At 43.8% G+C, this 13723-nt stretch carries 16 protein-coding genes and 1 tRNA gene; 14 read left to right on the top strand and 3 right to left on the bottom strand.

Annotation, left to right across the window (positions count from 1 at the left end):
* Window positions 1–401: 401 nt before the first annotated feature.
* From BUC01_RS22540 to BUC01_RS22490, 11 genes are all read left to right on the top strand, one after another.
* The gene (locus BUC01_RS22540; protein WP_025834139.1) at window positions 402–851 is read left to right on the top strand and encodes a hypothetical protein; all 450 of its coding nucleotides are present in this window, start codon (window positions 402–404) and stop codon (window positions 849–851) included.
* A 194-nt stretch (window positions 852–1045) separates the two neighbouring features.
* Window positions 1046–1858 carry a MotA/TolQ/ExbB proton channel family protein gene (locus BUC01_RS22535; RefSeq protein WP_025834137.1) on the top strand — a complete coding sequence of 271 codons (813 nt, stop codon included), beginning with the start codon at window positions 1046–1048 and terminating at the stop codon, window positions 1856–1858.
* Between the two features lie 32 nt (window positions 1859–1890).
* Entirely contained in the window at window positions 1891–2496 is a 606-nt protein-coding gene (locus tag BUC01_RS22530) for an ExbD/TolR family protein (RefSeq protein ID WP_009132088.1), read from the top strand.
* Window positions 2497–2511: 15 nt separating this feature from the next.
* Complete coding sequence (locus tag BUC01_RS22525; protein WP_009132087.1) at window positions 2512–3162, top strand: ExbD/TolR family protein; 651 nt, start codon at window positions 2512–2514, stop codon at window positions 3160–3162.
* Window positions 3163–3188: 26 nt separating this feature from the next.
* Window positions 3189–4004 carry an energy transducer TonB gene (locus tag BUC01_RS22520; protein ID WP_025834134.1) on the top strand — a complete coding sequence of 272 codons (816 nt, stop codon included), beginning with the start codon at window positions 3189–3191 and terminating at the stop codon, window positions 4002–4004.
* Window positions 4005–4016: 12 nt separating this feature from the next.
* A complete protein-coding gene (locus BUC01_RS22515; RefSeq protein ID WP_025834132.1) occupies window positions 4017–4967 on the top strand; it encodes a PstS family phosphate ABC transporter substrate-binding protein in 951 nt (316 codons plus the stop codon).
* 5 nt (window positions 4968–4972) lie between these two features.
* A complete protein-coding gene (locus tag BUC01_RS22510; RefSeq protein WP_073314937.1) occupies window positions 4973–6418 on the top strand; it encodes a tetratricopeptide repeat protein in 1446 nt (481 codons plus the stop codon).
* Window positions 6419–6584: 166 nt separating this feature from the next.
* Window positions 6585–7439, top strand: a complete 855-nt coding sequence (locus tag BUC01_RS22505) for an ABC transporter ATP-binding protein (protein ID WP_025834131.1) — start codon at window positions 6585–6587, stop codon at window positions 7437–7439.
* On the top strand, window positions 7436–8275 hold the full coding sequence (locus BUC01_RS22500) for a hypothetical protein (RefSeq protein WP_025834130.1): 840 nt from the start codon (window positions 7436–7438) through the stop codon (window positions 8273–8275). Before BUC01_RS22505 ends, BUC01_RS22500 begins: the two co-directional genes overlap by 4 nt.
* A gap of 2 nt (window positions 8276–8277) precedes the next feature.
* The gene (locus BUC01_RS22495) at window positions 8278–8646 is read left to right on the top strand and encodes a GntR family transcriptional regulator (RefSeq protein ID WP_009132081.1); all 369 of its coding nucleotides are present in this window, start codon (window positions 8278–8280) and stop codon (window positions 8644–8646) included.
* 11 nt (window positions 8647–8657) lie between these two features.
* Window positions 8658–9479: a hypothetical protein gene (locus BUC01_RS22490; RefSeq protein WP_025834128.1), complete on the top strand. Its 822-nt coding sequence runs from the start codon at window positions 8658–8660 to the stop codon at window positions 9477–9479.
* A 58-nt stretch (window positions 9480–9537) separates the two neighbouring features.
* Here the strand turns inward: BUC01_RS22490 and BUC01_RS22485 are convergent.
* A tRNA-Met gene (locus BUC01_RS22485) sits at window positions 9538–9610 on the bottom strand.
* 240 nt (window positions 9611–9850) lie between these two features.
* Here BUC01_RS22485 and BUC01_RS22480 point away from each other — a divergent pair.
* From BUC01_RS22480 to BUC01_RS22470, 3 genes are read left to right on the top strand one after another with little or no spacing between them, the layout of a single operon-like run.
* Window positions 9851–10450, top strand: coding sequence for a TetR/AcrR family transcriptional regulator (locus tag BUC01_RS22480; RefSeq protein ID WP_025834126.1), 600 nt, complete (start codon window positions 9851–9853; stop codon window positions 10448–10450).
* A gap of 10 nt (window positions 10451–10460) precedes the next feature.
* Window positions 10461–11207, top strand: coding sequence for a 3-oxoacyl-[acyl-carrier-protein] reductase (gene fabG, locus BUC01_RS22475; protein ID WP_025834124.1), 747 nt, complete (start codon window positions 10461–10463; stop codon window positions 11205–11207).
* Window positions 11208–11215: 8 nt separating this feature from the next.
* Window positions 11216–11887 (top strand): RluA family pseudouridine synthase, encoded by a 672-nt coding sequence (locus BUC01_RS22470; protein WP_025834122.1) that lies wholly within the window; start codon window positions 11216–11218, stop codon window positions 11885–11887.
* 99 nt (window positions 11888–11986) lie between these two features.
* Here the strand turns inward: BUC01_RS22470 and BUC01_RS22465 are convergent, their stop codons facing one another.
* Window positions 11987–13018 carry a DUF4857 domain-containing protein gene (locus BUC01_RS22465; RefSeq protein WP_025834120.1) on the bottom strand — a complete coding sequence of 344 codons (1032 nt, stop codon included), beginning with the start codon at window positions 13016–13018 and terminating at the stop codon, window positions 11987–11989.
* A 36-nt stretch (window positions 13019–13054) separates the two neighbouring features.
* Window positions 13055–13723 carry a hypothetical protein gene (locus tag BUC01_RS22460; protein ID WP_025834119.1) on the bottom strand — a complete coding sequence of 223 codons (669 nt, stop codon included), beginning with the start codon at window positions 13721–13723 and terminating at the stop codon, window positions 13055–13057.

Genomic DNA, 13723 nt, shown 5'->3' with positions numbered 1-13723 from the left:
GTAGTCGCCGTTTTTTCAGAGAAGCCTCCATATCGAAAGATGTGGGGGCTTTTTGTATTTACACCATTTTGAAAACTATACCGATTCTCCTCCTCTATAGATAATGCATTCTGCTATTTGCATGTAAACTGCATAGTTATAAGAGAAAAATAAACGTTGTATTTCCTTTGTAATACTTCCTGTTCATACCCCTGAATTAATGATTAAAACTACTTAAAATCAAGGAATTATATTCATTCTTTGTTTCGATATTCAGTGTTTTATTCGTACCTTTACTTCGTATTAAAAGGTACTATAATACCTTTAATCAGTGAACAATTATTTTTTCTTTAAAAGAAACTTCGATTTTAGTAAAACAAAAAACAGCAGATAGCTGTTGTTATTATAGAATTGAAAACGACATGAGAACAACTGTAAAGACATTTTTGGTATTTGTGCTACTGACATTGGTATATAGTCTAAGTAGCAGCGCCGTCAACTTTACGGGGACGGTCGATAAAGAAGCAGCCGCTTGCAAAGTAAGTGCTTCTTCTTCATCGCTGAGAAATGTCTCTTCGGATAATGTCGTTAACGATACAAGAAGCCTGTTTACTAATACCAAGTTCATGTGGTCTACTGATGTGGAACTTGGCAACAAACCCATCTCTGAAAGATATTCTTTTAATTCCCAGCGTTTCCGTAGAGCTATGGAAACTTCTTTATTCCTTAAAGGGATTTTTCTAATCTTATCTCAGCATCAAAACCTGATGGTGCATGACCAGTCGAAACTATACTATTCGGATAAAGATCCGCATTATACTTCCTTTAGTAGTGAATACTACATTTATACCCTACGGCGGATTATAATTTAAATTTCCTACAAATTAGTTTTCCCTTTCCATCTTTCCCAAATGTGGCTGAAAGTTGGCGGTCTCTTACATCCCTAACTCTAGGGTGAGGTTATACGGGTGGTTACGGTATATTGATATCGTGAGGGGGAGAACTGTATCCATACGAATTATTCTAAAAAATCAATTTTAATACAAAACCATTTAAATTTTTCATCATGGAAACTATTCAAAAGAAATCCGCCTCTTTTAAAGGCATCAAGTCTGCCGGTTGGGTAATCGTAATTTGCTTTATCGTAGCCGTGCTTATTTTTCACTTTGTGTTGGGAAATCCCTCTAACTTCATGAACAATGACCCGAACAACCATCCGCTGCCCGGGAACTTCCTCGGTACTATCTACAAAGGTGGATTCATTGTTCCTGTTATCCAGACTCTCTTGCTGACCGTTATTGCATTGAGCATTGAACGTTACATTGCTATCGGTGCTGCTTTTGGTAAAGGTCCGTTGGCTAAGTTTGTTGCTAATATCAAGTCAGCCTTGTCTGCCGGTGACATGAAGAAGGCACAGGAAATTTGTGACAAACAACATGGTTCTGTTGCCAATGTAGTAAATGCTACTTTGAAAAAGTATGCTGAAATGGAAAATGATCCCAATCTGTCTAAAGACCAGAAGTTGCTTGCCATACAGAAGGAACTGGAAGAAGCCACTGCGCTGGAACTGCCGATGATGGAGCAGAACCTGCCTATTATCGGTACTATCACTACTCTGGGTACGTTGATGGGATTGCTCGGTACGGTTATCGGTATGATCCGTTCGTTTGCCGCTCTGGCTGCCGGAGGTTCTGCTGACTCAATGGCGTTGTCACAAGGTATCTCTGAGGCCTTGATTAATACGGCATTCGGTATCTTGACCGGAGCACTCGCCGTTATTTCCTATAACTATTATACCAATAAGATTGATAAGTTGACTTACAGCCTTGATGAGGTTGGATTCTCTATCGTACAGACTTTTGCCGCTACGCATAAATAAATGAGAGATTCTCAATTTTTAATTTAATCATCATGGGTAGAGCGAAGATAAAAAAGAAAAGTACGTTCATCGATATGACGGCGATGAGTGACGTGACTGTATTGCTGCTGACCTTCTTCATGCTGACGTCTACGTTCGTGAAGAAAGAACCGGTACAGGTTAGCACTCCGGCCTCTGTTTCCGAAATTAAGATTCCGGAAACAAATATCCTCCAGATATTGGTCGATCCGGACGGAAAGGTATTTATGAGTCTGGACAAGCAGTCCGACTTGCGTGACGTGCTGGAAGCAATGGGGCAAGAGTATGGGGTGACGTTCACTCCGGAGGAAACTAAGAAATTCACATTGGCATCTACTTTCGGAGTGCCGATGAAGAGTATGAAGAAGTACCTTGACTTGCCGCAAGACCAGCAAGACGCTGTGTTAAAGAATGAGGGGATACCTACTGACAGTATCGATAATCAGTTTAAAGCCTGGGTGCGCAATGCCCGTGCCACGAACAAAGATTTACGTATCGCCATCAAGGCGGATGCCAATACTCCTTATTCCGTAATCAAGAATGTGATGAACTCGCTTCAGGACCTCAGAGAGAATCGGTATAACCTGATTACTTCTTTGAAGACTACTTCTGAAGAATAACAGAAAGGAAACATTATGGCTGAAATACAAGAAAGCGGCAATAAGAAAGGTGGAAAGAGTAAACAAAAGAAAATGACTGTCAGGGTGGACTTTACACCAATGGTAGACATGAATATGTTGCTGATTACTTTCTTTATGCTTTGTACCTCACTGAGCAAACCTCAGACGATGGAGATAAGCATGCCGAGTAACGATAAGGACATTACCGAAGAACAGCAGTCAAAAGTGAAGGCATCACAGGCTATCACCCTGCTGCTGGGTAGTGACGATAAAATGTATTATTACGAAGGAGAGCCCAACTATAAGGATTATACCTCGCTGAAGGAAACAACCTATAAGCCGGATGGGCTGCGGGCAATGCTCTTGCAACGTAATAGAACTGCTGTAAATGAAGTGAACGAACTGAAGCAGCAGAAACTGGACCTCAAGATATCAGAAGAAGAATTTTCGAAGAAGCTCGCCGAGATAAAGAGCGGGAAAGATACGCCGACGGTGATAATCAAAGCCACCGATAATGCTTCGTACAAGAATCTGATTGATGCGCTCGATGAAATGCAGATATGTAATATAGGTAAGTATGTGATTACCGACATTGCCGAAGCCGACGAATTTCTGATAAAGAACTTCGATAGCAAGGGTGAACTGTCGCAGAACATTGCCGAATAATGTGTAACACCTAAAAAAGTAAGAATATGGCTAAAGTAGATTTAAGTTCTTCGGAATGGTGTGACCTTATATTCAACGGCAAGAACAAGGCATACGGTGCTTATAAGTTGAGGGAGACTTCTCCGAAACGTCATAATATCGCTGTGATATTGGTGATTGTCATCGCATTGGTAGGGTTCAGCATTCCTACTTTGATAAAGATGGCTACACCGAAGCAGAAGGAAGTGATGACCGAAGTTACCACCCTGTCTCAACTGGAAGAACCGGAGATTAAACAGGAAGAGATGAAGAGAGTGGAGCCTGTTGCTCCCCCGCCTCCTGCTTTGAAGAGTTCTATCAAGTTTACCGCCCCGGTTATCAAGAAAGACGAAGAAGTGAGAGATGAGGATGAAATCAAGAGTCAGCACGAGCTGACGCAGACTAAAGTGACTATCTCTATTGCCGACGTGAAAGGTAATGATGAAGAACATGGTAAGGATATTGCCGACCTGAAACAAGTGGTTACGCAAGCCGAGCCGGAACCTGAAAAGGTCTTCGATATGGTAGAGCAGATGCCTCAGTTCCCCGGTGGACAGGCAGAGATGATGCAGTTCATCAGCAAGAACATGAAATATCCGACTATTGCTCAGGAAAACGGAACGCAAGGACGTGTGACTTGCCAGTTTGTGGTGGGCGCCGATGGTCGTGTGCGCGATGTGAATGTGCTGAGAGGTGTAGACCCTTATCTGGACAAAGAAGCTGTCCGCGTGATAATGTCCATGCCTAAGTGGATTCCCGGCAAACAGAACGGTAAGGCTGTGTCGGTGAAGTATACAATACCGGTTGTGTTTAGGTTACAATAATATGTGTGTGTAATGAAAACGGTGAAACAACTTCAGCTTATAGGTTTGGTGATGATGCTGGCTGCTATGTCGGCATGCCAGAGCAAGCCCAAGGATGGACTGACGGATACATACACTTCGGGCGTGATAGCGATTGCTGCGGACGAAAGTTTCCAGCCTATCGTGCAGGAAGAAGTGGATGTGTTTGAAGGACTGTTTCCTTTGGCAGGAATTGTGCCCCGTTATGTGACGGAAGTGGAAGCCGTCAATCTATTGCTCAAGGACAGTCTGCGGTTGGCGATAACCAGTCGCAGGCTGACACCGGAGGAGATGAACTCTTTCAATAGCCGGAAGTTCTTTCCGCAGGAGATAAAGATTGCCACGGATGGATTAGCGTTGATTACCAACAAGAGTAATCCCGATACACTGATTACCGTGAATGAAATCCGTAACATCCTGACGGGAAAGACCACACAATGGAAAGACATCTATCCGGCATCCCGGTTGAAGAATATCAGTTTGGTATTCGATAACAAGAATTCCAGTACCGTACGTTTTGCGGTAGATTCCATTTGTAAGGGTGCTATGTTGTCGGACCAGGTAAAGGCGTTGAAGACCAACCGTGAGGTCATCGACTATGTGTCAAAGACTCCTGATGCTATCGGTATTATCGGCGTGAATTGGCTGAGCGACCGTAATGACAGCACAGGGCTTTCCTTTAGCAAAGAAGTGCGGGTGATGTCCGTCAGCGCTGCCGACAAGGCGACGCCGGAAAACAGTTTCAAACCCTATCAGGCATATTTGTTTTACGGTGATTATCCGTTGACACGCAGCATCTATGTCCTGTTGAACGATCCGCGGAGCGCTCTTCCGTGGGGATTTGCCTCTTTCCTCTCTTCCGACCGGGGACAGCGGATTATTTTAAAGTCGGGATTAGTGCCTGCTACCCAACCGGTGCGGGTGGTAAATATAAAAGATAAATAACTAAAATGAATGCTATTATGAAAACGATGTTAATTCTTAGTATGGGAGCATTGCTGTTGGCCGGCACTGTTTCTGCGCAAGCGCCTGTGAACGAATGGCAGGCTGGGGTAGATAAAATGAAAAGCCTGGTTCAGACCAATCCCGAACAAGCTTCTGAGGAAGCCGGTGCATTGCTGAAAGGGAAGAATAAAAAGAATGTGGACCTTGTGACTTCCATAGCCCACATTTATTTGAATGCCGGAAAGCTTACCGATGCTCAGGAGTATCTGGCAATGGCGAAGAAAGCCAATAATAAGGATCCGAAAGTGTCCGTACTGGAGGGAGACATAGCTCTTGCACAAAAGAATGTGGGGCAAGCCTGTCAGCTTTATGAACAGGCCATTTACTTCGACCCGAACTGTAAGGAGGCTTATCTGAAATATGCGCAGGCATACAAATCTGCCAGTCCTTCATTGGCCATCGAGAAGCTGGAACAACTGAAAGCTGTGGAGCCGGATTGTCTGGAAGCTGACAAGGAGTTGGCCGAAGTGTATTATTCCAGTAATCGGTTTGATAAAGCTGCCGCGATGTATGCGAAGTTCATCAATACGCCTCTTGCTACGGAAGATGACATGCTGAAGTATGCATTTGCCTTATTCCTGAACCATGACTTCGAGAAATCGCTGCAAATAGCCCGGAAAGGCTTGCAGGCGAACGCCCGTCATGCTGCATTCAACCGTCTTGCCATGTATAACAATACGGACCTGAAACGTTATGAAGATGCGGAGAAAGCTGCTGATGCTTTCTTCCATGCTTCGGACAATGCAGACTATTCTTATCTGGATTATCGTTACTACGGAGCCTTATTGACCGCGTTGAAGAAATACGATGAAGCCATTATAGAATATGGCAAGGCACTTGAGAAGGATAATACGCAGACCGATTTGTGGCGTGAAATCTCCGATGCCTATGAAATGAAGAACGATTATGCACAGGCTATTGCTTCTTATCAGAAGTATTATGATTCATTAGCCAAAGATAAAAAGACCCCTGAAACCTTATTCCAGTTGGGGCGTCTTTATTACGGACAGGGCACGTCTTCGGACACGCTCACCGTGCAGCCTGCCGACCGTATGGCGGCGTTGCAGTCTGCTGACTCTGTGTTCGCACTTGTTTCCGAACAAGCTCCCGATAGTTATCTGGGAGATATGTGGCGCGCCCGGACCAATTCTGCCATGGACCCCGAAACTACCGACGGGTTGGCGAAACCTTATTATGAAAAGGTGATGGAGGTGTTGCTGAGTAAAAACGATCCGAAGTATAATTCTCCGTTGATAGAGTGTTACAGCTATCTGGGCTACTACTATCTATTGAAGAGCGACTATCCTACTTCGAAGGAGTACTGGAATAAAATTCTGGCTATAGACCCCGCCAATGCTACTGCCAAAAAGGCGTTGGATGGCATCAAATAGCAACAATTTTAGTTGTTTGTCGTGTCGGGAGGAGTGGAGAGTGATTCTTAGCTCCTCTCTTTTTTTGCTTTTTTTTGAGGAAACGCTTGGAATATTAAAAAGTTTGCCTATATTTGCGGTATACTAATAAACTAATACACTAAAGAACTAATAAATATCCAAGCTTATGCTACAAGTAGAAAACATTTCGTTCAGTTATCGCCGGGGCAAGAAAGAAGTCCTGCACGATTTTTCGCTTTCATTGGAGAAGGGTAGAGTATACGGGTTGCTGGGAAAGAATGGCGCCGGTAAGTCTACACTACTTTATCTGATGAGTGGTTTGCTCACCCCCAAGAGTGGGAAGGTGATGTATCATGACACTGATGTGCGTCGCAGGTTACCTATTACGTTACAGGATATGTTCCTGGTACCTGAGGAGTTTGAACTTCCGTCCATATCCCTGGTTAGCTATGTGGAACTGAACAGTCAGTTCTATCCTCGTTTCAGCAAAGAAGATATGGTAAAGTACCTGCATTATTTTGAGATGGAGCAGGATTTGAATCTGGGAGCTTTATCTATGGGGCAGAAGAAAAAAGTATTCATGAGTTTTGCATTGGCTACCCATACTTCACTGTTGATTATGGACGAGCCTACCAATGGACTTGATATTCCGGGTAAGAGCCAATTCCGTAAGTTCATTGCTTCCGGCATGTCGGATGACAGGACGATTATTATCTCTACTCACCAGGTGCGGGATATTGATAAGATATTAGATCATGTGGTGATTATGGATAACAGTCATGTGCTGCTTGATGAGTCTACTGCCAGCATTTGCAACAAGTTGCTTTTCCTTGAAAGTGACGATCATGAAATGGCGAAGTCAGCACTTTATACACTGCCTTCCGTGCAAGGAAACTTCTTGATGCTATCGAATACGGAAGACGAAGAATCGGAGATTAATCTTGAACTGCTGTTTGGTGCTACGCTTGCCGCACCAGAGAAGATGGCAGAAATGTTTCACCCTAAAAAGAATGAACAATGATACGCGATACCTTTTTTAGTGCACCCCGTTTTGTGAGCTTGTGCCGCAAAGAGATGGTGGAGAGTTGGAAAGCTAATCTGCTTAGGTTCGTAATGATGTACGGCATAATGGCGATTGCTTTTGTATGGAACGGATATTTTCAATATAATCATCCGGAAGGTCTTATCAATAGAGGAATAACCCAGGATCCTATCTGGACATTCGAACTGGGGGCTTTCGTTTGGGCACTCGTCATTATGGGACTTCTGAGCGCTTCGTTCATTATGGAACATATGAAATCTAAAACGAACCGGATAGCAATGTTGATGACACCTGCTACGATGTTTGAAAAGTTCTTCTCCCGTTGGCTGGTATTTACTTTCGGTTTCCTTATCGTGTTTCTGATAGCTTTTAAATTGGCGGACTGGACACGTGTGGTGGTTTACATGGTTAGTTATCCTGAGTTGAAAGATATTATTGCCTCTACTCCGCTTTCCCATTTAGTAGGAAAAGGGCAATTCTGGACGGTTTTTGATGATTGCAATTATTTCATGTTAGGAGTAAGCGCTTATTTCTTTGCACAGTCCTTGTTTGTTCTGGGTAGTTCCATTTGGCCGAAGAATTCATTTGTGAAGACTTTCTCAGCCATTGTGGTAGTTGCTATCATTTATATAGCAATAGGATCGGTATTGGCAAAAATATTGTTTGAAGCGCGTGGTGTTCGTGGAGTGAATCAGAATATATCTGATGAAGCTATGACACTTTGGACTACAATCATCTTCTTTGGTATGGCTATCTTCAACTGGGTAGTCGCTTATTTCCGCTTCAAAGAATCTGAAATCATTAACCGCTGGTAAATATGAATTTTAAAGAAAGTAAAGCCATCTACCTGCAAATAGCAGACCGGATTTGTGACGAGGTACTTCTTGGTCAATATCAGGAAGAAGAACGTATACCGTCCGTCAGAGAATATGCGGCTGTGGTAGAGGTGAATGCCAATACGGTGATGCGTTCGTACGATTATTTGCAATCACAAGGGGTTATTTATAACAAGCGGGGCATTGGCTATTTTGTGTCTGCCGGTGCTCGCGAACAAATCCTTTCATTGCGGAAAGAGTATTTTCTGAAAGAAGAGGTGGATTACTTCTTCAAGCAGATGTACACACTCGGTATTTCGGCAAAAGATATGTCGGATATGTATCAGGAATATAGTAAGAAACAAAAATAAAGAAGAAGATTATGAAACGAACAACTTATATAATATTTGGAATGCTGCTTGCCGGATTGGTGGTGATGTGCGGCGGCATATTCTATACCTCCACACTGTTTACCGGTTGGGATGATATTTTTATGGATATCAATGGCGAGCAGAAGACTGTACAGTTGCCGGAATGTAAAGTGGTGCAGTTAGTAGCAGACAGAGATGTCATCACAGATGATAATGAAAGAAAAGAAATAAGGATGGTTGCATTCAATGAGATACCGCTGAACGTTCGTCAGGCGCAATCAGGCAACGGTACTTTCACTTATGCTTCTGATATGGATAAGTATATGACGATGAACACGTCAGGAGATACATTACGTATCGTATTTAATTTTTCTAAAGAGAAGTTGGAAAAGAAATTCCAGGATATGGCTTGGCTGAATGTACGCTCCAAAGAGATGAAGATAGCTTTACCTGATAATGTTCAGGCACTGTCTGCAGGTCTTGTTGATCAGAAAATCAATGTTGAAGGCTTCAATCGGGATTCATTATCTCTTATGGTACGGGATTATGCAACAATAAACGATTGCTACTTTAAAGCCTTGACCGTTCAGGATGGTTCGTGGTTGTTCAATAGTGGAAAAGCGGATAACTTGCACTTACATTTGAATGGAATACGCTCGTGGAATGTGAATGCGTCGTCTTTCCATGTTGATACGGAATATCTGTATGCTCGTGGTAACCAAAGATGTACATTGGAGAAAGGTGAATGCCGCCAGGTGGTTTGGATGCCTCAATCAGATGGTGCTTCATTGAATATAAAATTAAAACAGGCTGCAAGAGTGGTAGTAAAATAACAGTAGGTATTATCAGGATACAAAAAAAGACCGTTGAAAAACGGTCTTTTTTATTTAGTTGCGGAGATCCGACTCGAACGAATGACCTTTGGGTTATGAGCCCAACGAGCTACCAACTGCTCCACTCCGCGATGTTTTGTGGGTGCAAAGGTACGGCTTTTTATGAAACTAACAAATAAAATCCATCTTTTTTTCTTTAAAAAATGTGATGTTGTTTCTAAACTATTGATAAGTAACATGATAGTGTATGCTTTTTTTTTCTTCCCTTCCTATGACGGAATGTTAATAAAACACATGATTTCTTGTGTGGTATGCAGAAAAGTTTTACTTTTGCTCAAATTATTAAGCAATGTGCAATAATTAATAAATATATGGCCGTATCGAAGACAAAAGCTAAATTAGTGGATGTTGCCCGTCAGCTATTTGCAAAGATGGGTGTTGAGAATACCACGATGAATGATATCGCCCTTGCTTCTAAAAAAGGTAGAAGAACACTCTATACCTATTTTAAAAGTAAGGAAGAGATCTATACGGCTGTTGTCGAGTCGGAGCTGGAGATACTTTTGGATGTAATGAAACGGGTGGCGGAGAAAGATATCTCGCCCGACCAGAAGATTATCGAAATGATTTATACCCGTTTGGATGCTGTGAAGGAGGTGGTATACCGGAATGGAACGCTTCGTGCTACCTTCTTCCGCGATATATGGCGGGTAGAGAAGGTACGCAAGCGTTTTGATGCCAAAGAACTACAGCTTTTCAAGGATGTTCTTTGTGAGGGTGTGGAGAAAGGGGTATTTCAGGTTAACGATATTGACATGACTGCCGAATTGGTACACTATTGCGTGAAAGGTATCGAGGTACCTTATATACGCGGACACATAGGCGCTAAACTGACAGATGAAGAACGCGACAAGTACGTGGTCAACATCGTGTTCGGAGCGTTGCATAGAAAAGAAAACTTTAATCAATAATTAAAAAAGTATGGGATTATTAGATGGTAAAACAGCTATTGTAACCGGTGCTGCACGCGGCATTGGTAAGGCTATCGCTTTAAAGTTCGCTTCTGAAGGAGCAAATATTGCATTCACTGACCTGGTAATTGACGAGAATGCAGAGAATACGGCAAAAGAAATTGAAGCAATGGGCGTGAAAGCTAAAGGTTATGCTTCAAACGCTGCTAACTTCGAAGATACTGCGAAGGTAGTAGAAGCCATTCATGCAGATTTCGGCCGCATTGATATTCTGGTAAACAATGCAGGTATCACTCGTGATGGTCTGATGATGCGTATGAGCGAGCAACAATGGGATATGGTTATCAACGTTAACCTGAAATCTGCTTTCAACTTTATTCATGCTTGTACTCCGATCATGATGCGTCAGAAAGCAGGTAGTATTATCAATATGGCTTCCGTGGTTGGTGTTCATGGCAATGCCGGACAGGCTAACTATGCAGCTTCCAAGGCAGGTATGATTGCTTTGGCTAAATCTATTGCTCAGGAACTCGGTTCTCGTGGCATCCGTGCCAACGCTATTGCTCCGGGCTTTATCCTGACCGATATGACTGCTGCGCTGTCTGACGAAGTAAGGGCTGAATGGGCAAAGAAAATTCCTTTGCGTCGTGGCGGTACTCCCGAAGACGTGGCAAACATTGCTACCTTCCTGGCTTCTGATATGTCTTCTTATGTATCAGGACAGGTGATTCAGGTAGATGGTGGTATGAATATGTAAGAAAGAGTATGACTGTCGTATACGAGGACAATCATATTATTATAGTCAACAAGACCGCTTCCGAGATCGTTCAGGGAGACAAAACGGGAGATACGCCGCTTTCGGAAATCGTAAAGCAGTATCTGAAGGAGAAATACCAGAAACCCGGAAATGTCTTCATCGGTGTTACCCACCGGCTGGACCGCCCCGTGAGCGGTCTTGTTGTGTTTGCCAAAACCAGCAAGGCGTTGTCCCGCCTCAATGAAATGTTCAAGAACAGTGAGGTGAAGAAGACCTACTGGGCTATAGTGAAGGATGCTCCGAAGGAACCAGAAGGGGAATTGGTGAACTATCTGGTGCGCAATGAGAAGCAGAATAAGAGTTATGCTTATGATAAAGAGGTGCCGAAAAGTAAAAAAGCCATCCTGAATTATCGCATGATAGGTAAGTCAGAGAATTATTTCCTGCTGGAAGTAGATTTGAAAACCGGACGGCACCATCAGATACGTTGTCAGTTGGCAAAGATGGGGTGTCCTATCAAGGGGGACTTGAAATATGGTTCCGCACGCTCCAATCCGGATGGAAGTATCTGCCTGCATGCACGCCACATCAGCTTTGTGCATCCGGTATCAAAAGAGGTGATAGAGGTGGAAGCACCTGTGCCGCTGACGAACCTTTGGCAGGGGTTCCGGATGATATAAAATTATTTCACCACAGAGTAACGCAGAGTCTCACAGAGTTTAATCAATTAGAAATAAAACTCCGTGAGACTCTGTGTTACTCTGTGGTGAAAATCTTTATCAGAACCTCGGTTTCACATACTTATCCCGTGAAGAAGTAAACCGTAATCCCGGTACTTTGCTTCCCTCCGTCGGGAAGCTGACGGACTTGATAAGCGAGTAATCATCCGCATCCAGGGCATAATACTCATCAGCCTCACCGGTTTTAATACAAACTGTCCAGTCGCACATATTCCCGAAGACGGACAAGGCATCCTGTTCCGGATTAAAAGCGGGAACTCCGGTCTTCACCAAGTCATAAGTCTTGTTGTTCAGCACGTAGAAGTTATTATCCACATCGGTCAGGAATCCCAGCGTTTTGCGGCTCTTGAATTCCGTGATGAAGAGATGTTTTGCTTTTACACCTTCGGGCAAGGGGATGGCGCGTACATAAGGGCGTCCTTTGGTCTGCTTCAGATGGAAAAGCTTACCCTCATTGTCCAAAATCAGATAACCTTCATCATATTCCTTGCGGGTTGTCGGGTTACCCGCAAGTCTCTGAGCGGGGAATTTAAATCCCTTTTTAGTCATCGCTTCCGTGAACTGCTGGCTTTTATCTGCATCTACTGTATTGGTTTTTATCTTGATGAATTCAATTCCTTTGTTGGTGATGCGGAACACATCATCGGGCATCGTCAGGTCTACGCGGCCCGACATGCTCTCCAATAAAGGATAAAGCTCTATCTGGGAAGCATTGATGTCCGAAGGTGTCGAGCGGAAACTGAAATTAGTGATCTGTACTTCGCGCGGAGTGACGGCAACGCCTTTGATGCTATCCGGAAAGCGCTCGTCCGACATAAGCTGGCGTATGTAGAAGAAAGGGAGAATGCTGTCTACCTGTTCCTGCGTGTACACATTGCCGGACTGGTCGCGGCGCATCATACCTTTGCCTTCTTCATGTCCCATGGAAACAAAGTCGCCGATGATGGTGCTGTACATGGAGAAGGGAGTCTTTGAGGGTTTCGCCGCAAAGAAAGTGTAACACCACGGCAATTGCCAGATAAGAAGCAATGCGATAGTGATATATAAGAATATTTGACTGAAACGTTTCATTGTCTTTTCGTTCTTAAGAGTGAATTTATAACCTGTTTAATCTTGTTTGCCCACCTTGAACCGTGTGATGGACAGCCATGAGAGGCTTGCCGTGAGCAGGGTGTAGATTGCCAGCCAGGGCAGGAAAGCATTGTAGGCTTCCGGTGCCGGTGCGAGGAAGAAGATACGCAGCAGCAGGACGGAGATTACCAGATTGAGGACACGGCGTTTCCAGGTCGGTTCCAGGCATATCCACGAAATCAGAAGATAAGCGGCAATACCTGCCAGATACCAGGGGAGTGCTGTCAGAAGAATCCGTGAATATAGTTCCGGTGCAAGGATGTCCTGCATGTAAATTCCCATCAGTAGATAGTTGGCGGCAAAACTGATGACCAGTGCCAGCAGACCGTAAAACAACATCAGGTTAATCATGCGGAGTTGCGGATAGGGCAGGTGCAGAGTCAGTTTCAGGCATTTGCGGTGCATTTCGGGCACGAACTGTACTAATGCGAGCAATATCCCGGTCAGCAGAGGTATGTATTCCAGTAAATCAACGAATACGGTATCTCGTGCCAGCATTACTTCCCAGACGTGTTCCACGCCTTTCATGCTGGCCACACGGTTGATGCGTAACATCGAGTAACCGGCAAAACCAAGCGTCACAAGGAGTGCAAGCAGCAAGTACCAGCGGGTTTTAATCCATTCTTTATAAAATATAGCGCTCAT

Source organism: Bacteroides stercorirosoris (genome assembly GCF_900142015.1).
GTDB classification, from domain to species: Bacteria; Bacteroidota; Bacteroidia; order Bacteroidales; family Bacteroidaceae; genus Bacteroides; species Bacteroides stercorirosoris.
Note: the sequence above shows the minus strand (reverse complement) of the source record. Positions and strands in the feature narration are given on the sequence as shown.